We start from the raw sequence: 25,590 nt of genomic DNA, 5'->3' as shown, positions 1-25,590 counted from the left end.
TTCGGCGCCCCAGCGGTGGCCGCTTCGGCGGCCCGCCGTGGACGCGCTCGCCCTCTCGCCGGGACGGTCGGTCCGGCAACCGTCAACAGTTCAGGTGGAAAGCCATGTCAGTGAGTCACTCGCAACACCCTGGCAACGCCTCGTGCTTCGCCAGCCTCACGCCCCTGCTGCAACCGCGTTCCGTGGCCGTGGTCGGCGCCTCCAGCGACCCGCACCGCATCGGCGGCCGGCCCATCGCCTACATGCTGCGCAATGGCTTCGGCGGCCGCATCCTGCCGGTGAACCCCAACCGCAGCGAAATCCAGGGCCTGCCGGCTTTCGCCAGCGTCGAGGCGCTGCCCGAGGCGCCCGACGTGGCCATAGTCGCGCTGCCGGCGCCGCAGGTGCTGGAGACCATCCAGGCGCTGGGCCGCAAGGGCGCGCGCAGCGCCATCGTGTTCTCCTCCGGCTTCAGCGAGGTGGGCGGCGAGGGTGTGCTGATGCAGGAGGCCATGGTCGAGGCCGCCCGCTCGGCGAACATGCGCCTGCTGGGCCCCAACGCCCTGGGCGTGTTCAACGCCAACCTGGGCTACTACGCCTTCTTCTCCACCAGCCTGGAGCGCGGCATCCCGCTGGCCGGGCGCGTCGGCATCGCCACCCAGTCCGGCGCCTACGGCGCGCACCTGCTGGGCCTGGCGCGGCAGCGCGGGCTGGGCACGCCGATCTGCGTAGCCACCGGCAACGAGGCCGACGTCACCCTGGGCGACGCCATCGGCTGGCTGGTGGAGTCGCCGGAAGTCGACGTGGTCATGACCTACGCCGAATCCATCCGCAACGTCGACAGCTTCCTCGCCGCCCTGGCGGCCGCCCACCGCGCCGGCAAGCCGGTGATCCTGCACAAGGTCGGGCGCAGTGAGCTGGGCGGCCGCGCGGCCATGTCCCACACCGCTTCGCTGGCCGGCGACGACAAGGTGCTGGACGCGGTGCTGGCCGACTATGCGGTGGTCCGCGCGCGCAATACCGAGGAACTGATCGACATCGCCTACCTCGCCACCCAGCGCATCTACCCGGTGGCCAACAGCCTGGGGATGATCACCGTCAGCGGCGGCGCCGGGATCATCGTCAGCGACGCCGCCGAGGACGTCGGCCTGCCGATGCCGCCCATGCCCGAGGCGGCCCAGGCGCGGCTGAAGCAGCGGCTGTCGTTCGCCTCGCCGATCAACCCGGTGGACTGCACCGCCCAGGCCCTGAACGACCTGAGCCTGGTGCATGACTTCACCGAATCCATGGTGGTGGACGGCGGCTACAAGTCGCTGATCGCCTTCTTCACCCAGGCCGGCACCGTCGCCTCCATCGGCCCGAAGCTGGCCGAGCAGTTCGGCCGGATCAAGGCCGACCACCCGGACCGCCTGTTCGTGGTCTCGGTGATGGGCGAGGGCGACGAGCTGGAACCCTACCGCAAGGCCGGCTTTGCCCTGTTCGAGGACCCGACCCGCGCGGTGCACGCCATCCAGGCCATGGGCCGGCTCGGCGAGGCCTTCGCCAAACCGTTGCGCCAGGTGCCGGTGCCCGGCGGCGTGGAGTTGCCGCCGCGCACGCCGGGGGAGGCCGAGGCCAAACAGTTGCTGGCCCGCGCCGGCATCGAGTCGGCGCCGGAGCGGGTGCTGGTGAGCGCCGCGGAGGCCGCCGCCTTCGCCGAGCAGATCGGCTTCCCGGTGGTGCTGAAGATCGCCTCGGCGGACATCCTGCACAAATCGGAGATCGGCGGCGTGTTGCTGGGCGTGGACAGCGCCGCGGCGGTGCGCGAAGGCTTCGACCTGCTGCTGCAGCGCGCCGCCGAACATGCCCCGCAGGCCCGCATCGACGGCGTGCTGATGGCGCGTCAGCTGCAGGGCGGCGTGGAGTGCTTCATGGGCATCCAGCGCGACCCGCTGTTCGGCCCGGTGGCGCTGTTCGGCCTCGGTGGCATCTTCGTCGAAGTGCTCAAGGACGTGGTGTTCCGCCGCTGCCCGTTCGGCGCGGAGGAGGCCGAGGCGATGATCCGCAGCATCAAGGGCGCGCCGCTGCTGCTCGGCGCCCGCGGCCGCCCGGTGACCGACGTGAAGGCGCTGGCGCAGGTGCTCTCGCGGCTCTCGCAGTTCGCCGCCCAGGCCGGCCCGCGGCTGCGCTCGGTGGACCTCAACCCGGTGTTCGCCATGCCCGAGGGGCAGGGCGCCTGGGCCGCCGACGCAGTGCTGGAAGTCGAGGAGGTGGCCGATGGCGCTGAATCCTGAGCACCTGCTGAACTACCGCATCCCCGAGGTGCGCCAGCGCTATAGCCGCGAGGACAGCGCCTTCTACGCGCTGTCGGTGGGCCTGGGCGCCGACCCCCTGGACGAGCACCAACTGGCCTTCGTCGACGCCAATCGCGATCTCCAGGCGCTGCCCTGCATGGCCGTGGTGCTGGGCCACCCGGGCTTCTGGCTGGGCAACCCGGACACCGGCGTCGACGCCCTGCGCCTGGTGCACGGCGAGCAGAGCGTGGAGTGGCTCAAGCCGCTGCCACCGGAAGGCGAGGTGATCGGCCGTACCCGCGTCACCGGCCTGGTGGACAAGGGCGCCGGCAAGGGCGCGCTGCTGTACAGCGAGAAGGTGCTCAGCGACGCCGCCAGCGGCGAGGTGCTGGCCATCGCCCGCGGCACCACCTTCCTGCGCGGCGACGGTGGCTTCGGCGGCGACAGCCAGTCGCTGAGCCAGCCGCACTGCCTGCCCGAGCGCGCGCCGGACCTGGCCATCGACCTGCCGACGCGCCCGGAGCAGGCCCTGTACTACCGCCTCAACGGCGACGACAACCCGCTCCACGCCAGCCCGGCAGCCGCGGCCCGCGGCGGCTTCCCCCAGCCGATCCTGCATGGCCTGTGCACCCTCGGCGTGGCCTTCCACGCGCTGCTGCGCGGCTTCGCCGACTACCGCGCGGAACGCTTCGGGCAGTTGCAGGTGCGTTTCTCCGCGCCGGTGTTTCCCGGCGAGACCCTGCGCACGGAAATCTGGAACGACGGCTCCTTCCGCACCCGCGTGGTCGAGCGTGATCGGGTGGTGCTGGACAACGGCCACGTGCGCCTGACGCCGGCGGCGAACAACTGAGCCGGGCGGCATGGCGACAACCCCCTCAACCAACCTGCGAGAACAAGAACAATGAGCGCATCCATGAGTCCTCCCCAGGACGCCGGGTTTCCCCGGCGGACCCTGGTCATCGCCTTCTTCTTCTGCTTCCTCGGGCTGCTCGCCGACGGCGTCGACCTGATGTTCCTCGCCTACAGCCTGAACAGCCTCAAGGCCGAGTTCGGCCTGAGCAACTTCGAGGCCGGCTCGCTGGGCAGCATCACCCTGGCCGGCATGGCCATCGGCGGCATCTACGGCGGCTGGTGCTGCGACCGTTTCGGCCGGGTGCGGGTGGTGACCTGGACCATCGTGATCTTCTCGCTCGGCACCGCGCTGCTGGGGCTCACCCACAACTACTGGCAGTTCGCGCTGATCCGCTTCCTGTCCTCGCTGGGCCTGGGCTCGCTGTTCGTCGCCTGCAACATCCTGATGTCCGAGTTCGTCGCCAGCAAATACCGCACCACCATCCTGGCGACCATGCAGGCCGGCTGGACCGTGGGCTACCTGGTGGCGACCATCCTCGCCGGGCAGATCATCCCCGAGTTCGGCTGGCGCACGCTGTTCTTCACCGCCCTGGCGCCGGCGCTGATCTGCCTGGCGCTGCGCCCCTGGGTGCCGGAGTCGCCGTCGTGGCTGGCGGCCCGCGCCCAGCGCCGCCAGCAGCCGGCCGGCGTGCGCGCCGCGCCCGCCGCCCGTGGCGGCGTGCAGGGCCTGTTGGCCGATGCGGGCACGCGGCGCATGTTCCTGCTGTGGACGCTGACCTCGTGCTTCCTGCTGTTCGGCTACTACGGCACCAACAACTGGATGCCCTCGTACCTGGAAAGCGAGCTGGGCATGAACTTCAAGTCCATGACCGGCTACATGGTCGGCACCTACACCGCGATGATCCTCGGCAAGGTGGCCGCCGGGGTCGCCTCGGACCGCTTCGGCCGCCGCGCCACCTTCGCCGCTGGCGCCATCGGCAGCGCCATCTTCATGCCGCTGATCGTGTTCTGGCACACGCCGGACAACATCGTCTGGATCCTCACCCTGTTCGGCTTCATCTACGGCGTGCCGGTGGGCGTGCTGGCCACCTACATGACCGAGAGCTTCTCCACCCGGGTGCGTGGCGCCGCGGTGGGCACCGCCTACAACCTCGGCCGCGTCGGCGCGGCGGTGGCGCCGGCGGCCATCGGCCTGCTGGCCTCGCACATCTCCATCGGCGCCGGCTTCCTGGTGATGGGCATCACCTACGTGATCACCGGCCTGATCCCGGCGCTGTTCATCCCCGACCGCTTGTACGACCCGAACCGCGCATCGAGCGACGCCGATGCCAGCGTCGAGCCCGCCGCCCCGGCGCGCGCCGACATCGCCGAACCTCGGCCGCTGAAGGTCTGAGCCCATGACGGAGCCCCTTGCGATGAACGATTCACCCATGGCGGTCAGCCTGGCCGAGCCCGCGACGGTGTTTCCCACCGGCCACTTCACCTTCCAGGAGTTCATCGGCCTGGAACGCTGGGCCGAGGGCGAGCTGGCGCGCATCCGCCTGAAGCACCGCGCGGAGCTGATGAACTACCTCGGCCACTTCCACGGCGGGGTGCTGATGACCGTGCTCGACGCCGCCATGGCCGGAGCCATCCGCATCTGCTCGCCGGGCTGCTCGATGGTCACCATCGACATGGCCACGCACTTCATGGGCACCGCCCGCGGCGAGCTCAACGCCGTCGGCCGGGTGCTGCGGCGCACGCGCAACCTGTGCTTCTGCACAGCCGAGATCCACAACGAGGACGGCGAACTGGTCGCCAGCGCCTCGGGCAGCTTCAAGTACCGGGCCGCCGAGGCCGGGAGACGTTCCACCGACACGAGTACGACGACATGACCGACACCGCCGAACTGGCCCGCGAGCGCGAGGAGCGCTTGCGCATGATCCGTGACAGCGCCGCCTCCCTGGTTCCGCCCGACGGCGACCTGGGCCGGGTGCGCCGCCTGCGCTTCAGCGAGCCGGGCGTGGACCGCGCAGCCTGGGCCGAAGTCTGCGCCATGGGCTGGCCGGGCCTGCGCCTAGGAGAAGAGTTGGGTGGCAGCGGCCTGGGCATGGCCGAATACGCCGCGCTGCTGGAAGAACTGGGACGCGGCCTGCTGCCGGAGCCGCTGATCGAGGCGAGCCTGGTGGCGCCGCTGCTGCCGGAGGCGGAGCGCGAAGCGCTGCTGGCCGGTGAAAAGCTGGTGTTGCCGGCAGGCATCGCCTACGACGAAGGCGCGGCGCTGCCGCAACTGCGCGACGGCAAGCTGCATGGCGAGGTCGGCCATGTCGCCCTGGGCGCCGCCGCCGATGCCTGGCTGGTGGCTTGCAACGGCGGCCTGGCGCTGGTGGAGCGCGGCGCCGAAGGACTGCACCTGAGCCAGGAACCGACCCAGGACGGTGGCCACCTGGCGCGCCTGCGTTTCGACGCCACGCCGGCCCGCGTGCTGGCGGCACCGCCCGCCGCGCTGGACGAAGCCGCGCTGGCCTGCGCCGCCTACCTGGTGGGGTTGATGGATGCCGCCTTCGAGCGCACCCGCGACTACCTCGGCGTGCGCAGCCAGTTCGGCCGCGCCATCGGCAGCTTCCAGGCCCTGCAGCACCGCATGGTCGACCTGAAGATCCAGATCGAACTGGCGCGCGCCGTGGTCGCCCAGGCCGCCGACGCCATCGACGCCCGGGCGCCGCTGGCCGAGGTCCGGCGCCTGGTGTCCACCGCCAAGGTGTGCGCCGCCGAGGCCGCGCTGCTGGTCACCCGCCAGGCGATCCAACTGCACGGCGGCATCGGCTTCACCGACGAGGCCGACATCGGCCTGTTCCTGCGCCGCGCCATGGTGCTGCTCAACGCCCAGGGTTCGCTGGCCTTCCACAAGGCGCGCTACATCGCGCTGCTGCAACGCGAGGTGGCCTGATGAGCGGGATGCTGCTGCAAGAGACGCACGGCAGCGTGCGCCTGCTGCGCTTCAACAACCCGGCGCGGCGCAACGCGCTGGCCCCGGCGCTGCGCCAGGAACTGCTGCAGGCCCTGCGCGAGGCCGACGCCGACGCGCAGGTGCGCAGCGTGGTGATCACCGGCAGCGCGGAAGTGTTCTGCGCCGGCGGCGACCTCAGCGACATGAACGTCGCCGGGCTCGGCGCCGGCCGCGCGCGCATGCACGACAACGCCGCCCTGGTGCAGCAGATGGTGCGCATGGGCAAGCCGCTGATCGCCGCTATAGAAGGTTGGGCGGTGGGCGCCGGGCTGTCCGTGGCACTGGCCTGCGACAGCCTGGTGTGCGGCGGCACGGCGCGCTTCGCCGCCGGCTTCGGCAAGGTCGGCCTGCTCGCCGACCTCGGCCTGCTGCATACCCTGCCGGCGCGGGTGGGGCACGGTCAGGCCCGGCAGATCCTGATGTTCGGCCAGGTGGTGGAGGCCGAGGAAGCGCTGCGCATCGGCCTGGTGGACCAGCTTTGCGCACCCGGCGCGGTGCTGGACGCGGCCATGGCCCGCGCCGCCCTGGTCGAGCAGCAGGCGCCGTTGCCGCTGGCCATGACCAAGGCCCTGCTCGCCGACGGTCTTGACCTGCTGCTGGAGCGTGAGGGCGAGCTGCAGAGCCAGTTGTTCCTCAGCGCCGACCATGCCGAGGGCAAGGCGGCCTTCCTGGCCAAGCGCATCCCCGCATTCACCGGACAATGAGCCGAGGGCACTGAAATGACCGACTACAACGCCATGGGCGATGGCGAGTTCCGCCTGAGGGTGCGCGAGTGGATCGCCGCCAACTACCCGCAACGCATCCGCAACCCGGCCCACCGCCTGGGCCGCGACGACACCTGGGAGTGGTACCAGGCCCTGTCGCGCCAGGGCTGGCTGTGCCCCGGCTGGCCGGTGCGCTACGGCGGCATGGGCCTTTCCGCGGGCAAGCAACTGATCATGATCGAGGAAATGGAAGGCTACGGCTGCGCGCGCCTGCCCGACAGCGGCATCACCATGCTCGGCCCGCTGCTGATCCGCTACGGCAGCGACGCCCAGCGCGAGCGCTTCCTGCCGCGCATCCTCAGCGGCGAGGACATCTGGTGCCAGGGCTACAGCGAGCCCAACGCCGGCTCCGACCTGGCCAGCCTGCGCACCGAGGCGGTACTGCGCGAGGGCCAGTGGCTGATCAACGGCCAGAAGACCTGGACCACTATGGGCAGCGAGGCCAACTGGATCTTCGTGCTGGCGCGCACCGAGCGCGGCGGCAAGCCGCAGCAGGGCATCAGCTTCCTGCTGGTGCCGATGGACAGCCCCGGCGTGGAGGTGCGGCCGATCCTCAACCTGGAGCTGCAGGGCGAGTTCTGCGAGGTGTTCTTCAACGACGTGCGGGTGCCGGCCGAGCACCTGGTGGGCGAGGTCAACCAGGGCTGGAGCATGGCCAAGGCGCTGCTGGGCTTCGAGCGCATCTTCCTCGGCTCGCCCAAGCAGGCCACCTTCGCCTTCGAGCGCCTGGCGCGCCTGGCCCGGCGCCAGGGCCTGTGGGACGACCCGGCGTTCGCCCAGCGCTTCGCCGCGCTGAGCATGGACCTGGACTGCCACAAGGCGCTCTACGGGCACTTCGCCGAGCGCCTGCGGCGCGGCGAGAACCTGGGCCCGGAGGTGTCGATGCTGAAAGTCCACCAGTCCGAGCTGTACCAGCGCATCAGCGAACTGGGCCTGGAGATCGCCGGCCCCGACTCGGCCCTGCTGCAGCCCTTGGCCGACGACCCCGAGCTGCACCCGGCGGGCATCTTCATCCAGTCGCGGCCCACCACCATCTACGGCGGCACCAACGAAATCCAGCGCAACATCCTGGCCAAGAGCCTGCTCGGCCTGCCGGGCTGAAGGCCGCAGCCGAATCCATACGAGAGGAAAGAGTGATGAGTGAACGACTGAACGAAGGCAAGGTAGCGATCGTCACCGGCGCCGGTGGCGGCATCGGCCGCGAGATCGCCCTGGCCCTGGCCGCCAGCGGGGCGAAGGTGCTGATCAACGACATCGGCGTGTCGTTGGGCGGCGAGGGCGGCTCGGCCTCGCCGGCCGAGGAAACCCTCGGGCTGATCCGCCAGCGCGGCGGCGAGGGGGCGATCAATACCGACAGCGTGTCGGACTGGGACAGCGCCCGGCGCATCGTCGCCAGCGCCCTGGACGCCTTCGGCCGGCTGGACATAGTGGTCAACAACGCCGGCATCCTGCGCGACGCCATCTTCCACAAGATGAGCGCCGAGGACTGGCTGTCGGTGATCAACGTGCACCTCAACGGCAGCTTCTTCGTCAGCCGCGCCGCCGCCGAGCGCTTCCGCGAGCAGGGCAGCGGCGCCTTCGTGCACATGACCAGCACCTCGGGGCTGATCGGCAACTTCGGCCAGGCCAACTACTCGGCGGCCAAGTTGGGCATAGTCGCGCTGTCCAAGTCCATCGCCCTCGACATGCAGCGCTACAACGTGCGTTCCAACTGCATCGCGCCCTTCGCCTGGAGCCGCATGACCGACTCCATCCCGGCCGATACCCCGGAACAGAAGGCGCGGGTGGAGAAGCTGCAGCGCATGACCCCCGATAAGAACGCGCCCCTGGCCGTGTACCTGGCCTCCGACGCCGCCCGCGAGGTCAACGGCCAGGTGTTCGCCGCGCGCAACCACGAGCTGTTCCTGATGAGCCAGAGCCGCCCGCTGCGCAGCGTGCACAGCGAGCACGGCTGGACCCCGCAGAGCATCGCCGAGCACGGCATGCCGGCGCTGCGCGGCAGCTTCATGGACCTGGCGCGCAGCCCGGACGTGTTCTCCTGGGACCCGGTCTGACCACGGAGGCGTCATGGGCATCTTCAACACCCGTTTCACCGAGACCTTCGGCGTCGAGCACCCGATCATGCAGGGCGGCATGCAGTGGGTGGGGCGCGCCGAGCTGGCCGCGGCGGTGGCCAACGCCGGCGGCCTGGCGACGCTGTCGGCGCTGACGCAGCCCAGCCCGGAGGCGCTGGCCGGGGAGATTGCGCGCTGCCGCGAGCTGACCGACAAGCCCTTCGGCGTCAACCTGACGCTGTTGCCGACGCAGAAGCCGGTGCCCTATGCCGAGTACCGCGCGGCGATCATCGAGGCCGGCATCGGCGTCGTCGAGACCGCCGGCAACAACCCCGGCGAGCACATCGCCGAGCTGCGCCGGCATGGCGTCAAGGTGATCCACAAGTGCACCTCGCTGCGCCACGCGCTCAAGGCCGAGCAACTGGGCGTGGACGCGGTGTCCATCGACGGCTTCGAATGCGCCGGCCACCCGGGCGAGGACGACATCCCCGGGCTGGTGCTGATCCCGGTCGCGGCCAACCGCCTGCGGGTACCGATCATCGCCTCCGGCGGCTTCGCCGACGGCCGCGGGCTGGTGGCGGCGCTGGCGTTGGGAGCGGACGCGATCAACATGGGCACGCGCTTCCTCAGCACCCGCGAATGCCCGATCCACCCGCAGGTGAAGGCGGCCATCCGCGCCGCCGACGAGCGTTCCACCGACCTGATCATGCGCAGCCTGCGCAACACCGCGCGGGTGGCGCGCAACGCGGTGAGCCAGGAAGTGCGGGCGATCGAGGCGCGCGGCGGCGCCACCTACGCCGACATCGCCGCGCTGGTCAGCGGCCAGCGCGGACGCGGCGTCTACGAGCAGGGCGACACCGACCTGGGCATCTGGTCGGCCGGCATGGTCCAGGGCCTGATCTTTGATGAGCCGGGCTGCGCCGAGCTGCTGCGCGATATCGTCGAGCAGGCCCGCGCCCTGGTGCGCCAGCGCCTGGAGGGCATGCTCGCCGACTGACCGCCATCCCCACGCGGCACCGCAGGAGGGCGCCGCCTCACCTCACCGAACGAAGAGACAACAACAATGAAAAATCTTCCCGCACGGGCGCTGGCCTCGGTCGCCGCCTGCCTGCCGTTCTGCGCCCAGGCCGACTTCATCGGCGACAGCAAGGCCAGCCTGGAACTGCGCAACTTCTACTTCAACCGCGACTACCGCCAGGCCGGCGCCAGCCAGTCCTACTCGGAGGAGTGGGCCCAGGGCTTCCTGCTGCGCTACGAGTCCGGCTACACCGAGGGCAGCGTCGGTGTGGGCGTCGATGCTTTGGGGCTGCTCGGGCTCAAGCTCGACTCCAGCCCGGACCGCTCCGGCTCCGGCCTGCTGCCGTATTCGGCCGGCGACCGCCGCGCCGCCGACGATTATTCCGACCTGGGCCTGACCGCCAAGCTGCGCGCCGCCAACAGCACGCTGAAGATCGGCACCCTGACGCCCAGGCTGCCGGTGGTGCAGTACAACGACACCCGCCTGCACCCGCAGACCTTCCAGGGCGGTCTGGCGGAAATCAACGAGATCGACGGCCTGGCCGTGCAGCTCGGCCAGCTGCGCCAGGTGAAGCAGCGCGACTCGACCAACGCCGAGGACCTGACCATCACCCGCGGCAACAAGCGCAACATCCTGCCCGGGCGCCACGCCAGCAGCGACCGCTTCAACCTGGCCGGCGGCAGCTACCGCTGGAGCGACAACCTGAGCACCAGCTACCACTACGGCAACCTGGAGGACTTCTACCGCCAGCACTACCTGGGCCTGGTGCACGTCCTGCCGATCGCCAGGGGCCAGTCGCTGAAGTCCGATATCCGCTGGGCGCGCTCCACCGACGAGGGCGGCAGCAACGTCGACAACCGCGCGCTCAACGCCCTGTTCACCTACCGCCTGGGCGGCCATGGCTTCGGCCTGGGCTACCAGCGCATGTCCGGCGACACCGGCTACGCCTACCTGGCCGGCACCGACCCGTACCTGACCAACTTCGTGCAGATCGGCGACTTCGCCAACAAGGACGAGCGCTCCTGGCAGTTGCGCTACGACTTCGACTTCGCCGCCGTCGGCCTGCCCGGGCTGAGCTTCATGACGCGCTACCTGCGCGGCGACAACATCGACCTGCTCGATGGCCGGGGCAACGGCAAGGAATGGGAGCGCGACACCGATATCGGCTACGTGGTGCAGAGCGGGGCGCTGAAGAACCTGGGCCTGAAGGTGCGCAACGGCAGTTTCCGCAGCGACTTCGGCAACGACGTGGACGAAACCCGCGTCATCATCAGTTACACATTGCCGCTCTGGTAAAGGCGATGCGGCCCGCGCCAAGAGGGGGCGGGCCGCCGGGGGAAGGGTTCAGATGCCCATGTTGGCCAGGCTCTGCATGATCGAGCGCAGGGTGCCGGCGAGGGTCGGGTGGCTGACCTCGAAGCGCTCCACCGCCAGGTTGACGCCATCCAGCAGGCTGTCGTCGGCGAGGGCTTCCTCGTTGGCCAGTTGCAGTTCGATGTCTTCTATCAGCGTCTCCAGCTCCCCGCGCTGCTCTTCGCTCAGCGGCGGCTGCTGTTCCAGCTGGTCGCGCAGTCGCTGCAGTTCTTCACGCAGTTGACGTGTCGGCATGGTGGTTTCCTTCTGCGGTGGCTACCCAGGATGGACCGCCGCGCGGCGGCGAAAAATCCATCTCCATGCCACACAGCTTAACCCGCCGAACGCAACCGTGTCTGATGCCCGTCAATGCGCAGCAGGCGTTCCAGCAGCGGGAAGAAGTGCGCAAGCTCCGGGGTGCGCATGGCCGGGTCCTTGCCCAGGTCGTCCAGGCGCCGCAGGGTGACGGCGTCCTGGGCGTAGGGGGCGCTGAGGAAGGCGCTGGCGCCGCGCTCGTCGAAGGGCCCGCCCTGCAGCGCCAGGCTGTGCCGCGAGGCGGGCGACAGGCCGGCGTGGTAGGCGGCGTCCACCGCGCACAGGTAGCGCTTGGCGGCCACGTGCAGGCGGACCGGCTGCCACACCGATTCGGGCAGCAGCTCGCGCAGCAGGTTGGCGCCGACTTCCTCGTGGCGCAGGTCGCGGGCCTCGATCTCGTCGGGGTTCTCGTAGAGGTGGCCGATATCGTGCAGCAGCGCGGCGATCACCAGGGCGTCGGAGCAGCCGGCGCGCTCGGCCAGGGTGGCGCATTGCAGGGCGTGCTCGGCCTGGCTCACCGATTCGCCGTAGGGCTCGGCGCCGTGGCTGGCGAAGCGTTCGGCCAGCTCGTCGAGGAAGGCGTGGCGGGCGCGGTTCATGGCTTTTCTCCTTTGGCGCGGCGGCTGGCGATGTCCAGCAGGCAGGAATCCAGCTCGCCCAGGTGGTCGATGACCGAGTGCACGCCCAGGCGGTACAGGCCGAAGGTCGCCTGGGCGCGGCGCAGGTCGCGCTGGGGGCCGTCCAGCGCTTCCCAGTCGCGCATCGACAGGCCGCACAGCGGGCCGCTGGCGGCCAGGCCGATGGTCCACAGCCCGGCATTGAGGCCGGCCTGGAGCAGCCGCGGCTGGCTGCTCACCAGCACGCAGCCATCCAGTTGCGGGGTGCCCAGTTCCATCAGCGCGCGCCAGCAGGCGTCCGGCGCCGGCCAGGGCCGCCCGGCGTGGGCGATGCCGCTGTCCAGGGCGCCGTCGAGGGCGGCGGCCAGGCGTTCGCTGGCCGGCTCCGGCAGTTCCTCCAGCCAGGCGCAGGGCACGCCCTGGTGGTTCAGCTGGTGCAGGGCGGGCAGGGCCTCGGCGATGGGCTCGGCATGGGCGTCGGCGGCTTCGGCAAGGCGTTTGCGGAAGCGCGCGACCTCCTCGGCGCTGGGCAGGCGGCCGAGCACATGGCCCAGGGCCTGCTGCGGGGCCAGGGTGGCGGCCTCGGCGAGGCGTTCCTGCGGGCAGTCCGGGCAGCTCTGCTGCAGGGCGCGGGGCAGGGTGCGGGCGCCGAAGTCCACCAGGTCGCCGGCGAGTCCGAAGAGCAGGGAGGTGAAGCGGGGCAGGTCGGCGGCAGTCGAGGCGGGCATGGCGGGGCGTCTGGACAATGGTCTAGGCCAGACTAGACGCGCATTGTGACGATCCGGTGAAGCCGGCCTGCGCGCGGGCCCGCTGCCTTTATAATGGCGCGCCTTTCGCTGGAGAGCCCACCATGGCGGCCGAACGACCCCTGCATTACCTGCGCATCCGCGACCAGTTGGCCGGGGACATTCGCCAGGGCGGCCTGGCCGCGAAGCTGCCGGGCGAGCGCGAGCTGGCCGAACGCTTCGGCTGCACCCGGGTGACCCTGCGCGAGGCCCTGCAGCAGTTGGAGACCGAGGGCCTGCTGTACCGCGAGAACCGCCGCGGCTGGTTCGTCGCGCCGCCGCGGGTGCGCTACAACCCGACGCGCACCGCCGGTTTCATGGACTACGTCGCTGCCCAGGGCCGCCAGCCGCGCACCGAGACGCTGCGCCGCGAGGTGCATGCGGCGGACGCACGGCTCGCCGCGCGCATGGGCCTGGAGGAGGGCGCCCGGCTGTTCGCCATCGAGCGGCGGCGCTGGATCGACCAGCGCCCGGTGCTGCTGGAGCGCATCCTGCTGGACGCCGCCTGGTGCCCGGGCCTGCTGGAAGAGGACCTGGACGGTTCCCTCACCCAGGTGCTGCGCGAACGCCTCGGCAAGCGCCCGCAGCGCTGCGAGCTGGCCATGCACCCCTGCGCCCTGGGCACCGCGGAGGCCGAGCCGCTGCAGCTGGCGCCGGGCGCGCCGGGGCTGTTCCTCGAACGCCTGAGCTACGCCGAGGACGACCGGCTGGTGGAGCTGGACCAGGAGTTCTGGCGTCCGGATGCTCTGGAGATTGTCATCCAGGCCCGCTATCCGGATTGAATCGGGCGAGGTGGCTTTTTGTAGGAGCGAGCTTGCTCGCGAATGGGGGCTGTTCGTGCCACCGGGGTGTCCTGCGTGGCCGGTGAATCCAATCGCGGACGAAGTCAGCTCCTACGCCCGTGCCTCCCTGTAACCGTAGGAGCGGACTCTGTCCGCGATTCGGACTTCCAGTAGCGTAGGGCGAATAACCGTTCGCGGTTATCCGCCGCCTCACCTTTCTCATCGACCCTGCCTCGGTCGGTCCGGGGGAATGCGTGACCAGCGCCAGGCTCGACACCGAGCGGGCCGGTAACCAAGGTCAAACGGCGGATAACGCCATAGGCGTTATGCGCCCTACGGATTTCCGGAAAACTTTGGGTGCTGGGCTCAAGAGCGCCCTCTCCCCAGCACCGCAGCCCCTGGCAAACCCCATTCGCGAGCAAGCTCGCTCCTACGAAGAGCCTTCCAACTCAGTCGGCAAGAGAATCCTATCGGCACAAAAGCTGGCTCTTGGCTATCGTGAGGGGGGAGGGCGACGCCTCCAGCCGCGCTCCGGGTGCGAAGGCGTTAGAAACAATCCGATGTCTGCAAATCGAATTTGGAACTATATACTGCGCAGCGGTTCGAGGCCGCGGCGGCGGCCTCATGAGACTTTCAAAGGAGAAACCCGATGCGCCCACATGGCGTCAACTGGATGCAGCGCACCGCTCGCCTGCTGGCCGGAGCCAGCCTGGCCATGCTCCCCTTCCTGGCCCAGGCGGCGAGCGAGGACGACCCCTGGGAGAGCGTCAACCGCCCGATCTTCGTGTTCAACGACACCCTCGACACCTATGCGCTCAAGCCCCTGGCGCAGGGTTACCAGAAGGTGACGCCGAATTTCGTGCAGGACGGCATCCACAACTTCTTCAGCAACATCGGCGACGTGCGCAACCTGGCCAACGACCTGCTGCAGGGCAAGCTCGAGCACGCCGGCGTCGACACCAGCCGCCTGCTGTTCAACACCACCTTCGGCCTGGCCGGCTTCATCGACGTGGCCACCCGCATGGGCCTGCAGCGCAACGACGAGGACTTCGGCCAGACCCTCGGCTACTGGGGCGTGGGCAGCGGCCCGTACGTGATGCTGCCGCTGCTGGGCCCGAGCACCCTGCGCGACGCGCCGTCGAAGATCCCGGACGCCTATACCGGCATGTACCCGTACATCGACGACGTGTCCGTGCGCAACAGCATCCGCGCCGTGGACGTGGTCGACACCCGCGCCGACCTGATCAAGTCCGAGAAGCTGATTTCCGGCGACAAGTACAACTTCATCCGCAACGCCTACCTGCAGAACCGCGAGTTCAAGGTCAAGGACGGCCAGGTCGAAGACGACTTCTGACACACCCGCCACCCATCCGCCCCGGGGCTGCCGCAAGCGCGCCGTGCCGCCGTCTTGAACCCTTGGGCGGATGGGAGTAGTGTCTGCGCCTTGTCGCACCCGACCCGCGCCGTTTTCATTGCCATGCGCGCCCACTCCACCACCTCCGGCGCCGTTTGCCTGGATAACCCATGCACAAACCCAGTGCCACGCTGCTGATCATCGATGACGACGAGGCCGTTCGCGAAAGCCTCGCGGCCTACCTGGAAGACAGTGGTTTCAAAGTCCTGCAGGCGACCAACGGCCAGCAGGGCCTGCAGGTCTTCCAGCACGAACTGCCCGACCTGGTCATCTGTGACCTGCGCATGCCGCAGATGGACGGCCTGGAGCTGATCCGCCGGGTCAGCGAGATGGCGGTGGAAACGCCGGTCATCGTGCTTTCCGGGGCCGGGGTGATGAGCGACGTGGTCGAGGCCCTGCGCCTGGGCGCCGCCGACTACCTGATCAAGCCCCTGGAAGACCTGGCCGTGCTGGAGCACTCGGTGCGCCGCGCCCTGGACCGCGCCTACCTGCGTTCGGAGAACCGCCGCTACCGCGAGAAGCTGGAAGCCGCCAACCGCGAACTGCAGGCCAGCCTGAACCTGCTGCAGGAAGACCAGAACGCCGGGCGCCAGGTGCAGATGAACATGCTGCCGGTGACGCCCTGGGAAGCCGAGGGGCTGAAGTTCGCCCACCAGATCATCCCGTCGCTGTACCTGTCCGGCGACTTCGTCGACTACTTCCGCGTCGACGAGCGGCGCATCGGCTTCTACCTCGCCGACGTCTCCGGCCATGGCGCCTCCTCGGCGTTCGTGACCGTGCTGCTGAAGTTCATGACCACCCGCCTGCTGTACGAGTCGCGGCGCGCGGGCACGCTGCCCGAGTTCAAGCCTTCCGAGGTGCTCGGGCACATCAACCGCGGGTTGATCAACACCAAGCTGGGCAAGCACGTGACCATGCTCGGCGGGGTGATCGACCTGGAAACCGATCGCTTGACCTACAGCATCGGTGGCCACCTGCCGCTGCCGGTACTCTACGTCGACGGCGAAGCACGCTACCTCGAGGGCCGCGGCCTGCCCGTGGGCCTGTTCGAGGACGCCACCTACGACGACCGGACCATGGACCTGCCCAGGTCCTTCAGCCTGTCGTTGTTCTCCGACGGCATACTGGATGTGCTGCCCGGGGCTACATTGAAAGAAAAGGAGACGGCCCTGCCCGAGCAGGTCGTCGCCGCCGGCGGGACGCTGGACGGCCTGCGCCAGGTCTTCGGACTGGCCAAGTTGTCCGAGATGCCGGATGATATCGCCTTGCTGGTGTTGAGCAGGAACCTTGCATGAGTACCGGTAAAATCCAGTTCGCCGAGCAGGATGGCTCATTCGTCCTGAAGTTCGTGGGCGAAGTCCGACTGACCCTGTGTTCGGCGCTGGATGCCACCATTGAAAAAATCTTCGCCGCGTTGAATTTCACGGCGATCATCATCGATCTCACGGAAACCCAGAGCATCGACAGCACCACCCTGGGCCTGCTGGCCAAGCTGTCGATCCTCTCGCGGCAGAAGGTGGGGCTGTTGCCGACCCTGGTGACCACCAACCCGGACATCACCCGGTTGCTGCAGTCCATGGGCTTCGACCAGGTGTTCAACATCGTCGACCGGCCCATCCCCTGCACGGACTGCCTCACCGACCTGCCGCCCCAGGACCAGTCCGAGGAAGTGGTGCGCAGCAAGGTGCTGGAGGCCCACCGCATCCTCATGGGCCTGAACGAGTCCAACCGTGAAGCCTTCCACGACCTGGTGAGTGCCCTCGAGCACCACTGATCCGCGCGAAGCCTGTCGATAGAACGCAAACCGGCGCCCTGGGGCGCCGGTTCGTTTTGCTGCGCGTAGGTTTCAGCGGCCGCCGAGCAGGGCTTCCAGCTTCTCCTGGTCGCGGGCGAACAGGCGGATGCCCTCGGCCAGCTTCTCGGTGGCCATGGCGTCCTCGTTCATCTGCCAGCGGAAGGCGCTCTCGTCCAGCACTTGGCGCGCCTCGCCGCCGCCGGGCTGCAGGGTGCGCGGCAGTTCGCCCTGGGCGTCGGCCAGTTGCTGCAGCAGGTCCGGGCTGATGGTCAGGCGGTCGCAGCCGGCCAGTTGCTCGATCTGCCCGAGGTTGCGGAAGCTCGCGCCCATCACCACGGTGCGGTAGCCGTTGGCCTTGTAGTAGCGGTAGATGCGCGACACCGACTGCACGCCCGGGTCCTCGGCGCCGACGTAGTCGCGGGCGTTGGCCTTCTTGTACCAGTCGTAGATGCGGCCGACGAAGGGCGAGATGAGGAACACCCCGGCGTCGGCGCAGGCCGCGGCCTGGGCGAAGGAGAACAGCAGGGTGAGGTTGGTCTGGATGCCGTCGCGCTCCAGCTGTTCGGCGGCGCGGATGCCTTCCCAGGTGGAGGCGATCTTGATCAGCACGCGGTCCTTGCCGACGCCTTGTTCATCGTACAGCTCGACCAGCCGGCGGGCGCGGGCCAGGGTGTCTTCGGTGTCGAAGGACAGGCGCGCGTCCACTTCGGTGGAGACGCGCCCGGGAATGACCCCGAGGATGTCCTTGCCCACCGCCACGGCGAAGCGGTCGCAGGCCAGGCCGGCGTCACCGCCGCTGGCCGCGGTGGCGCGGGCCAGGTGCTCGGCGTAGCGGGGCAGGGCGGCGGCCTTGAGCAGCAGCGAGGGGTTGGTGGTGGCATCCACCGGCTTCAGGCGGGCAATGGCGTCGAAATCGCCGGTATCGGCGACGACGGTGGTGTACTGCTTCAGTTGTTCCAGCTTGGAGGTCATGGCAGGTCTTCCGAGTGCGATCCCCATGACCTTACCCGAGCGCAACCTCGCGCTCAACGGGACCTAGCGGCCTGCGAGAAGTTCGATGGCCTGGTCGAGCACCAGCAGCGGATCGGCGGCCTTGTGCACGTCCACCGAAAGCAGCTGGCGGAAGCGCCGGGCGCCGGGGAAACCCTGGCCGAGGCCGAGCACGTGGCGTGTCACATGGTGCATGGCGCCGCCCTCGGCGATGTGCCGCTGGATGTATGGGCGCATCCGCGCCAGGGCCTCGGCGCGGCTGATCGCCGGGACCGTGGCGCCGTACAGCGCGGCGTCCACCTGGGCCAGCAGGTAGGGGTTGTGATAGGCCTCGCGGCCGAGCATCACGCCGTCGAAGGTGCGCAGGTGCTCCTGGCATTCGGCCAGGGTCTTGATGCCGCCGTTGAGGACGATCTCCAGGTCCGGGAAATCGCGCTTGAGCTGCGCCGCCACCTCGTAGCGCAGCGGCGGAACCTCGCGGTTCTCCTTGGGCGAGAGGCCTTCGAGGATGGCGATGCGCGCATGCACGGTGAAACTGCGGCAGCCGGCCTCGCGCACCTGGCCGACGAAGTCGCACAGCTCGGCATAGCTGTCGCGCCCGTTGATGCCGATGCGGTGCTTGACCGTGACCGGAATCGACACCGCCTCGCGCATGGCCACGACGCACTCGGCCACCAGCGCCGGATGGGCCATCAGGCAGGCGCCGATCATATTGTGCTGCACCCGGTCGCTGGGGCAGCCGACGTTCAGGTTCACCTCGTCGTAACCCGCAGCCTCCGCCAGCTTCGCCGCCGCCGCCAGCTCGGCCGGCACGCTGCCGCCCAGCTGCAGCGCCAGCGGGTGCTCGTACTCGTCATGGCGCAGGAAACGCGCGGCATCGCCATGCAGCAAGGCCCCGGTGGTGACCATCTCGGTGTAGAGCAGGGCATGGCTCGACAGCTGGCGCAGGAAGAACCGGCAGTGGCGGTCGGTCCAGTCCATCATGGGGGCCACGGAGAAACGGCGGGAGGGCTCGGGGCGCGCGATTGCTGGCTTGGTGGGCGATTCTGGAGGCATCTCGGTGGATCGTGTTCCGCTGCGTTTCGGGGCGTTTTCGCTTGTGCCTGACGCTTCGCCGGTACCGGGTATCCGGTCAGCCTGGCTGATCATTGGCCAGCGGAAACGCAAGGATGGAACCGTCGCTCATGCGGTACGGATCAGGATCATGGGCGACGGCCGGCAATTCTATCAGGAATCCCGGGCCGTCGATCGCCGGCAGGCGGCCGGAGCCCGGGCCGGCGCGCCGATACCGGCTACTTGTCCGGCGTCGGCGTTCTACTGCGGCCCTACAGGCTTAGCAGGCCGACACCGCCCTCGATGCTGAACCGCGTGCCATAGGGCTGCGACAGCTGCGCGAAGCGTTCGAGGATGGCGCGGCCATGCTCGCCTTCGGCCAGGCGCGGGCGCCCGCGGCGATGAATGGCCTCGCCCAGGCCCAGGCTGACCGGGTGCAGCTCGATGGCCTGCAGGCGGCCGCCGTCGAAGCGGCAGACCGGCACCAGGGTTTCCCAGAAGCGCGCATCCGCGGGGAAGCTGCGGGTGTCGTTGCGGGTGCGCTGCTGGAAGACCTTGGAGGGCGTCTGCTCGCGATCGACGCGGAACTGCTCGTAGCTATCCACCGGCAGGCGCTCCACCAGCTCGTTCTGGCCGATGAAGTTGCCCAGGCTGTAGAAGATCGGCTTGCCGTTGTAGATCTCCATGCCGCGCAGCAGGTGCGGGCCGTGGCCGACCACGATGTCGACGCCGGCGTCGATCATCCGCCGCGCCACCGGCTGGAGGAATTCCGCCGGGGTTTCCAGATCCCATTCGCCCTCGGCGTTGTAGCCCAGCTCGTGGGCGTGGATGCTCAGCACCACCACGTCGGCCATCAGTCGCGCCTCCTCGACCCAGCGCAGGATGTCGTCGACGTCCTTCTTCCGCGGCGTGGTGCGCAGGCGCGTCTGCTGGCCCTCGCGGAACAGCACCGGGGTGAAGGGGCCGAACACCGCCAGCGACGGGTGCGGCAACGGGTGGGCGAAACCCAGGTCCACCGCACCCTGGTACAGGCGGTCCAGGCCGAGGCCGGCGATCAGCTCGCGCACCTGGGCCATCTGCGCCGGGGTCACTTCGTGCACGGTGTCGAAGCGCAGTGGGTTCAGGCCCGGGCGGCCGGGCATGTCGCGGCCCTGGTCGCTGGCTTCCTGGCCCTTGCCGAAGGTGGCGCTGCAGGCGAGCAGGGCGACGGTGCCCTCCGGGCGCGTGCAATAGACCGGGCGCCGCGCCTCTTCCAGGTTGCTCCCGGTGCCGGCGTAGAGCAGTTCGCGCTGGCGCAGCTGCCGGTGCATGGCGTGCAGGCCGGCGATGCTGTAGTCCAGCGCGTGGTTGTTGGCGGTGGAGAACAGGTCGAAGCCGCCCGCCGCCAGCTCGTCGAGAACCCAGGCCGGGGCGCCGAAGTGCGAGCCGCCGCTTTCCAGGGCCGGGTCGCCGGCGAAGTCGTTGGGCAGCACTTCCAGGTTGGTGAAGCTGACGTCCGCGCTGCGGATCAGGTCGAACAGCGGGCGCAGGGTCGCGTCCTCGAGGCTGTTCAGGCGGCGCTGCAGGATGCTGTCGCCGGTCAACGCAATCTTCATGCTCGTCCCCATGGGCTGCCAGGTTGGATGGCGCGGACTATAGGGCAAGGCGCGTCGCGTGCCGGCTGAATCCTTCTTATCCCGATAGCCGCTGGTTATCGGCGCGGGCGGCGCTTTTGGCTATGGGCATAAGTTTTTTTCAGAGGCCAGCCGTGCAACGCGGCTCTTACTATGCGACCGCCTCCCGGTTCGCTGTGTTTTTCATGGCGCCGGGTTGTGCGGGAAGCCCCCGGGCTCCCCCCCTTGAAGCACGTTCCAGGCGGAGAAAACATGAAAAGAACAAGAACCGAAGGTGCATCCCTGCGACCGCGGAAACTGGCATTGGCGGTCGGCATGGCCCTGGGCGGCGCGCTGCCGGCCCACGCGGCAACCTTCAACATCGGGGAGATCGAGGGGCGTTTCGACTCCAGCCTGTCCATCGGCGCCAGCTGGGCCATGGACAACCCGGACAAGAAATTCATCGGCAGCCGCAACGGCGGCAGCGCCTCCAGCGCCACCTCCGACGACAACCGGCTGAACTTCAAGAAGGGCGAGGCCTTCTCCAAGCTGTTCAAGGGCGTGCACGACCTCGAGCTGAAGTACCAGGACACCGGCGTGTTCCTGCGCGGCAAGTACTGGTACGACTTCGAGCTCAAGGATGGCCACCAGCACCTCTACGACATCGACGACAGCGGCCGCGACCAGGCCGCGCGCTCCTCCGGCGCCCAACTGCTCGACGCCTTCGTCTACCACAACTACAGCGTCCGCGACCTGCCCGGCAGCGTGCGTCTGGGCAAGCAGGTGGTGAGCTGGGGCGAGAGCACCTTCATCCAGAACGGCATCAACAGCATCAACCCGGTGGACGTCTCGGCCCTGCGCCGCCCCGGCTCGGAGGTCAAGGAAGCGCTGATCCCGGTGCCGATGTTCTATTTCAACCAGGGCATCGTCGAGAACCTGTCGCTGGAAGCCTTCTACCAGCTGAAATGGGAAAAGACCGTGGTGGACAACTGCGGCACCTTCTTCGGCAGCGATATCGTCGCCCAGGGCTGCGACACGGGCATGGCGATCAACGGCAGCGACTTCGACCGCGACATCGACGGCACCGGCGTGCGGGGCGGCTATGGCTACGTGCCGCGGCTGGGCGACAAGGACGCCCGCGACGGCGGCCAGTTCGGCGTGGCCCTGCACTGGATGGTCGAGTCGCTGAACGACACCGAGTTCGGCCTCTACGCCATGAACTACCACAGCCGCACGCCCTACAGCAGCTGGATCGTCGGCCAGGGCGCGCTGGCCGACCCGGTCGGCGGGCTGTTCGGCCAGGGCGGGCGCAGCACCGCGCGCTACTTCCTGACCTACCCCGAAGACATCCGCCTGTACGGCCTGAGCTTCAACACCACGGTGGGCACCGCGGCGCTCTCCGGCGAAATCAGCTACCGGCCGAACATGCCGCTGGGGCTCAACGGCACCGACATTTCCGCCGCCGCCACCCTCGGCGCGGCATCGACCAACCCGGCGGTCAACGCCGGCCTGCCGATCTTCGCCAGCGGCTGGGCCGACTCGGCCTACGGTTCGCTGATCCAGGGCTACCAGCGCAAGCCGGTGACCCAGGCGCAGGTCACCCTGACCAACACCTTCGACAACCTGCCGCTGGTGCGCGCCGACCGCCTGACCCTGGTCGGCGAGGTCGGCTTCACCCACGTCAGCGACCTCGGCCCCACCGACGGCAGCGCCCTGCGTTTCGGCCGCAGCAGCGTCTATGGCAATGGCGAGCTGGGCGCGGCGGGCAGTTCCTCGCTGCTGGGCCTTGCGGGCAACGCGCTGTGCACCGGGGTGGTCAACACCGCCAACCCCGGCGAGTGCAACAGCCACGGCTTCTACACCGGCAACTCCTGGGGCTACCGCCTGCGCGGCCAGCTCGAATACAACGACATGATCGGCGGCGTGACCCTCAAGCCGAACCTGTCGTTCGCCCACGACGTGCAGGGCTACGGCCCGACCTTCAGCGAAGGCGAGAAGGCCCTGAGCATCGGCCTGGACGGCGAATACCTGAGCAAATACACCGCCAGCATCAGCTACACCGACTACTTCGGCGGCGACTACAACACCAACACCGACCGCGACTTCCTCGCCGTCAGCCTGGGCGTCAGCTTCTGACGCCCCCCGGAGGACCCACCATGCAGCACAAGCTCCTGCTCAAGGCCGGCTGCCTCAGCCTCGGCCTGCTCGCCGGCCAGGCGATGGCCGCCGTTTCCGCCGACCAGGTCGCGCGCCTGGGCGCCGACCTGACGCCGATGGGCGCCGAGAAGGCCGGCAACGCCGACGGCAGCATCCCGGCCTGGACCGGCGGCCTCGCCACCAACGCCGGCGCCCTGGACGCCGCGGGCTTCCTCGCCGACCCCTACGCCGGCGAGAAGCCGCTGTTCACCATCACCGCGCAGAACGCCGAGCAGTACAAGGCGAAGCTGACCCCCGGCCAGCTGGCGATGTTCAAGCGCTTCCCGGACAGCTACCGCATCCCGGTCTACCCCAGCCACCGCAGCGCCGCCTACCCGGCCGAGGTGCTCGCCGCGGTGAAGGCCAACGCCGGCGCCACCCACCTCGCCGAGGGCGGCAACGGCCTGGAGAACTTCAAGGTCTCGATTCCCTTCCCGATCCCGCAGAACGGCCTGGAGGCGATCTGGAACCACGTCACCCGCTACCGCGGCAAGACCATGCTGCGCACCACCGCGCAGATGAACCCGCAGAGCAACGGCGACTACACCATCAGCTACATGAAGGAGCAGTTCGCCTTCCCCTTCGGGCTGAAGGACTACGACCCGGCGAAGATGGACAACATCCTCTACTACTTCCGCCAGGAGATCCTCTCGCCGCCGCGCCGCGCCGGCAGCGTGATGCTGGTGCTGGAGACCATCAACCAGGTCAAGGAACCGCGCATGGCCTGGATGTACAACGCCGGCCAGCGCCGCGTGCGCCGCGCCCCGCAGGTGGCCTACGACAGCCCCGGCGCCGAAGGCATGCGCACCTACGACGATTTCGACATGTTCAACGGCTCGCCCGACCGCTACGACTGGAAGCTGCTGGGCAAGCAGGAGCTGTACATCCCCTACAACAGCTTCGCCCTGGACTCGCCCAAGGCGAAGTACGCCGATATCGTCAAGCCGGGCCACCTGAACCCCGACTACACCCGCTACGAACTGCACCGCGTGTGGCACGTGGAGGCGACCCTGAAGCCGGGCCAGCGCCATGTCTACAGCAAGCGCGACCTGTACATCGACGAAGACAGCTGGCAGATCGCCGAGGCCGACGCCTACGACGGCCGCGGCAACCTCTGGCGCGTTTCCGAGGGCCACGCGCGGCCGTTCTACGACCAGCAGTTCACCTGGCTGACCGCCGAGACCCACTACGACGTGCTGTCCGGGCGCTACACGGTGTCGGGCCTGCGCAACGAGGAGAAGGGCGCGTACCGCTTCGACCTCGAGTCCACCAGCAATGACTTCACTCCCAGCGCCTTGCGTGCTACCGGGATTCGTTGAGTCGACAGAGCAACTCCATCGATGCTCTCTTTGTGGGCGGCTGGATGGCCGCCTTTTTTTTCGGGGGTATTTACAGGGGGAGTTTGCTGGTGAATTGGGTGTTTTGGGGAGAGAGCGCCCTCTCCCTAACCCTCTCCCTGAAGGGAGAGGGGACTGTTCGGAGTGTTCGGGGGTTTCGGTGTTAGCCGGCAAGCTCAGCGACATCCGGCTGAAACCATTTCCTTTCTCGGCACGGACGGCCCCCTCTCCCTTCAGGGAGAGGGCTGGGGAGAGGGAACGGATTCGACCCCCTACACCTTCCCCACCGGCAGACCCCCATGCCCAACCCCACGCCCAACCCAATGCCCCACCAGCCATGACCAACCACTCACCCGGGAATCCGGCGTTTTTTACAATTGGCCGCTGCCTGCCCGCGCGATTTTTGCTTTACCTTGCGCGGTACAAGTCGAACCGAGCCGTCGTAGCCCCATTATGAAGTTGCACCAACTGCGCGCCATGGTCGCCATCTGCGAGAGTGGCAGCATCCAGGAGGCCTCGCGCCTGCTGCACATCTCGCAGCCGGCGCTGTCCAAGAGCATCAAGGAACTCGAAGCCGAGCTGGGCGTGCCCCTGCTGCTGCGCTCCAACCGTGGCATCACCGCCACCGAATATGGCGAGCGCCTGGTGCGCCGGGCGCGGCTGGTGGTGGAGGAGGTGCGCCGCGCACGCGACGAGATCGAGACGCTCAAGGGCGCCATGGACGGCCGCGTGGCCATCGGCGTGTCGCCGGTCACGCCCAGCCAGCAGTTCGCCAACTGCCTGCTGCGCTACCGCAAGCGTTTCCCCAAGGTGCAACTGCAGATCAACGAACTGCGCCCGGCCAAGTTGCTGGAGGGCCTGCGCGAAGGCCAGCTGGACCTGGCGCTGACCTCGCAGCCGGCCTCGCGCAACATCGACGGCTTCCTCTGGCAGGAACTCTACGCCCAGCCCACCACCCTGGCGGTGCGCAAGGGCCATCCGCTGCGCGCGGCCGGGTCGCTGCACGAGCTGCTCGACCAGGAGTGGCTGATCCCCGATTCCCTCGACGTTTCCCTGGCCGGGGAGATGTTCCGCGAGCATCGGGTGGAGCCGCCGCAGCGCATCATCGAGTGCGCCTCGGTGGTGCTCTACGCGGAGCTGGCGGCCAACACCGACGCGGTGAGCTTCTGGTCGCGGCGGGTGTTCGACCTGCCGGTGGTCTCCAGCACTCTGGAGCCGCTGAACATCGCCGAGCGCGTGCCGGGCACCGACATCTCGCTGGTCTCGCGGCCGCCCGAGCTGATGACCCGCGAGGCGCAGATGCTGGTCGACGAGCTGGTCTACGCCTTCAAGGGCCCGCATCTGCAAAAGCCCGCCAGCTGACATAACCAGCCTGGATAAGCATGTGCAGAGGTCATTATTCAGCCCGCCATGGCTGAGGCATGCTGCCGGC

The 25,590-nt window shown here is 69.0% G+C and carries 23 protein-coding genes; 17 read left to right on the top strand and 6 right to left on the bottom strand.

The window, feature by feature from the left end:
* Positions 1-104 precede the first annotated feature (104 nt).
* From ACTWJ5_RS21030 to ACTWJ5_RS20985, 10 genes are all read left to right on the top strand, one after another.
* Complete coding sequence (locus ACTWJ5_RS21030; protein ID WP_444436466.1) at positions 105-2,252, top strand: acetate--CoA ligase family protein; 2,148 nt, start codon at positions 105-107, stop codon at positions 2,250-2,252.
* The gene (locus ACTWJ5_RS21025) at positions 2,236-3,102 is read left to right on the top strand and encodes a MaoC/PaaZ C-terminal domain-containing protein (protein WP_444436465.1); all 867 of its coding nucleotides are present in this window, start codon (positions 2,236-2,238) and stop codon (positions 3,100-3,102) included. The genes ACTWJ5_RS21030 and ACTWJ5_RS21025 overlap by 17 nt, the downstream gene beginning before the upstream one ends.
* A gap of 51 nt (positions 3,103-3,153) precedes the next feature.
* Positions 3,154-4,497: an MFS transporter gene (locus tag ACTWJ5_RS21020; RefSeq protein WP_444436464.1), complete on the top strand. Its 1,344-nt coding sequence runs from the start codon at positions 3,154-3,156 to the stop codon at positions 4,495-4,497.
* A gap of 37 nt (positions 4,498-4,534) precedes the next feature.
* On the top strand, positions 4,535-4,978 hold the full coding sequence (locus ACTWJ5_RS21015; protein ID WP_444439629.1) for a PaaI family thioesterase: 444 nt from the start codon (positions 4,535-4,537) through the stop codon (positions 4,976-4,978).
* Entirely contained in the window at positions 4,975-6,033 is a 1,059-nt protein-coding gene (locus ACTWJ5_RS21010) for an acyl-CoA dehydrogenase family protein (protein ID WP_444436463.1), read from the top strand. Before ACTWJ5_RS21015 ends, ACTWJ5_RS21010 begins: the two co-directional genes overlap by 4 nt.
* Positions 6,033-6,797: an enoyl-CoA hydratase/isomerase family protein gene (locus tag ACTWJ5_RS21005; protein ID WP_444436462.1), complete on the top strand. Its 765-nt coding sequence runs from the start codon at positions 6,033-6,035 to the stop codon at positions 6,795-6,797. Before ACTWJ5_RS21010 ends, ACTWJ5_RS21005 begins: the two co-directional genes overlap by 1 nt.
* 15 nt (positions 6,798-6,812) lie before the next feature.
* A complete protein-coding gene (locus ACTWJ5_RS21000; protein WP_444436461.1) occupies positions 6,813-7,958 on the top strand; it encodes an acyl-CoA dehydrogenase family protein in 1,146 nt (381 codons plus the stop codon).
* Positions 7,959-7,993: 35 nt separating this feature from the next.
* Positions 7,994-8,911, top strand: coding sequence for an SDR family NAD(P)-dependent oxidoreductase (locus tag ACTWJ5_RS20995; RefSeq protein WP_444436460.1), 918 nt, complete (start codon positions 7,994-7,996; stop codon positions 8,909-8,911).
* A gap of 13 nt (positions 8,912-8,924) precedes the next feature.
* Positions 8,925-9,908, top strand: a complete 984-nt coding sequence (locus ACTWJ5_RS20990; protein WP_444436459.1) for an NADH:ubiquinone reductase — start codon at positions 8,925-8,927, stop codon at positions 9,906-9,908.
* 66 nt (positions 9,909-9,974) lie between these two features.
* Complete coding sequence (locus ACTWJ5_RS20985) at positions 9,975-11,225, top strand: OprD family porin (RefSeq protein WP_444436458.1); 1,251 nt, start codon at positions 9,975-9,977, stop codon at positions 11,223-11,225.
* A 48-nt stretch (positions 11,226-11,273) separates the two neighbouring features.
* On the opposite strand, the gene ACTWJ5_RS20980 is transcribed toward ACTWJ5_RS20985, so the two are convergent.
* The 3 genes from ACTWJ5_RS20980 to ACTWJ5_RS20970 form a co-directional block, all read right to left on the bottom strand.
* Entirely contained in the window at positions 11,274-11,537 is a 264-nt protein-coding gene (locus ACTWJ5_RS20980; RefSeq protein WP_009619150.1) for a DUF4404 family protein, read from the bottom strand.
* A 77-nt stretch (positions 11,538-11,614) separates the two neighbouring features.
* On the bottom strand, positions 11,615-12,196 hold the full coding sequence (locus ACTWJ5_RS20975; protein WP_043315378.1) for a phosphonate degradation HD-domain oxygenase: 582 nt from the start codon (positions 12,194-12,196) through the stop codon (positions 11,615-11,617).
* Positions 12,193-12,942, bottom strand: coding sequence for an HAD family phosphatase (locus ACTWJ5_RS20970; protein ID WP_444436457.1), 750 nt, complete (start codon positions 12,940-12,942; stop codon positions 12,193-12,195). The genes ACTWJ5_RS20975 and ACTWJ5_RS20970 overlap by 4 nt, the downstream gene beginning before the upstream one ends.
* 122 nt (positions 12,943-13,064) lie before the next feature.
* Between ACTWJ5_RS20970 and ACTWJ5_RS20965 the strand changes: the two genes are divergently transcribed.
* The 4 genes from ACTWJ5_RS20965 (at position 13,065) to rssC (ending at position 16,969) form a co-directional block, all read left to right on the top strand.
* Positions 13,065-13,781 carry a UTRA domain-containing protein gene (locus ACTWJ5_RS20965; protein WP_444436456.1) on the top strand — a complete coding sequence of 239 codons (717 nt, stop codon included), beginning with the start codon at positions 13,065-13,067 and terminating at the stop codon, positions 13,779-13,781.
* A 649-nt stretch (positions 13,782-14,430) separates the two neighbouring features.
* Complete coding sequence (locus ACTWJ5_RS20960; protein WP_074980960.1) at positions 14,431-15,135, top strand: MlaA family lipoprotein; 705 nt, start codon at positions 14,431-14,433, stop codon at positions 15,133-15,135.
* 170 nt (positions 15,136-15,305) lie between these two features.
* Complete coding sequence (gene rssB / locus ACTWJ5_RS20955) at positions 15,306-16,490, top strand: two-component system response regulator RssB (protein WP_009619157.1); 1,185 nt, start codon at positions 15,306-15,308, stop codon at positions 16,488-16,490.
* Positions 16,487-16,969 carry an anti-sigma factor antagonist RssC gene (gene rssC, locus ACTWJ5_RS20950; protein WP_043266908.1) on the top strand — a complete coding sequence of 161 codons (483 nt, stop codon included), beginning with the start codon at positions 16,487-16,489 and terminating at the stop codon, positions 16,967-16,969. Before rssB ends, rssC begins: the two co-directional genes overlap by 4 nt.
* 72 nt (positions 16,970-17,041) lie before the next feature.
* On the opposite strand, the gene tal is transcribed toward rssC, so the two are convergent.
* The 3 genes from tal to ACTWJ5_RS20935 all read right to left on the bottom strand — a co-directional run bounded on the left by tal (position 17,042) and on the right by ACTWJ5_RS20935 (position 20,628).
* Positions 17,042-17,962, bottom strand: coding sequence for a transaldolase (gene tal, locus ACTWJ5_RS20945; protein ID WP_009619159.1), 921 nt, complete (start codon positions 17,960-17,962; stop codon positions 17,042-17,044).
* Positions 17,963-18,025: 63 nt separating this feature from the next.
* Complete coding sequence (gene dusA / locus ACTWJ5_RS20940) at positions 18,026-19,036, bottom strand: tRNA dihydrouridine(20/20a) synthase DusA (protein WP_249917138.1); 1,011 nt, start codon at positions 19,034-19,036, stop codon at positions 18,026-18,028.
* Positions 19,037-19,305: 269 nt separating this feature from the next.
* Positions 19,306-20,628, bottom strand: a complete 1,323-nt coding sequence (locus ACTWJ5_RS20935) for a CapA family protein (RefSeq protein WP_249917137.1) — start codon at positions 20,626-20,628, stop codon at positions 19,306-19,308.
* A gap of 270 nt (positions 20,629-20,898) precedes the next feature.
* Here ACTWJ5_RS20935 and ACTWJ5_RS20930 point away from each other — a divergent pair, with 270 nt between their 5' ends.
* The 3 genes from ACTWJ5_RS20930 (at position 20,899) to ACTWJ5_RS20920 (ending at position 25,520) form a co-directional block, all read left to right on the top strand.
* Positions 20,899-22,761 carry a DUF1302 domain-containing protein gene (locus ACTWJ5_RS20930; RefSeq protein WP_116423803.1) on the top strand — a complete coding sequence of 621 codons (1,863 nt, stop codon included), beginning with the start codon at positions 20,899-20,901 and terminating at the stop codon, positions 22,759-22,761.
* A gap of 20 nt (positions 22,762-22,781) precedes the next feature.
* On the top strand, positions 22,782-24,140 hold the full coding sequence (locus tag ACTWJ5_RS20925; protein WP_074983597.1) for a DUF1329 domain-containing protein: 1,359 nt from the start codon (positions 22,782-22,784) through the stop codon (positions 24,138-24,140).
* 471 nt (positions 24,141-24,611) lie between these two features.
* Positions 24,612-25,520: a LysR substrate-binding domain-containing protein gene (locus tag ACTWJ5_RS20920; RefSeq protein ID WP_253406994.1), complete on the top strand. Its 909-nt coding sequence runs from the start codon at positions 24,612-24,614 to the stop codon at positions 25,518-25,520.
* Positions 25,521-25,590: the final 70 nt, after the last annotated feature.

The sequence above is a fragment of the Pseudomonas sp. A6 genome, from assembly GCF_052367875.1.
Lineage (GTDB): Bacteria > Pseudomonadota > Gammaproteobacteria > Pseudomonadales > Pseudomonadaceae > Pseudomonas > Pseudomonas citronellolis.
Note: the sequence above shows the minus strand (reverse complement) of the source record. Positions and strands in the feature narration are given on the sequence as shown.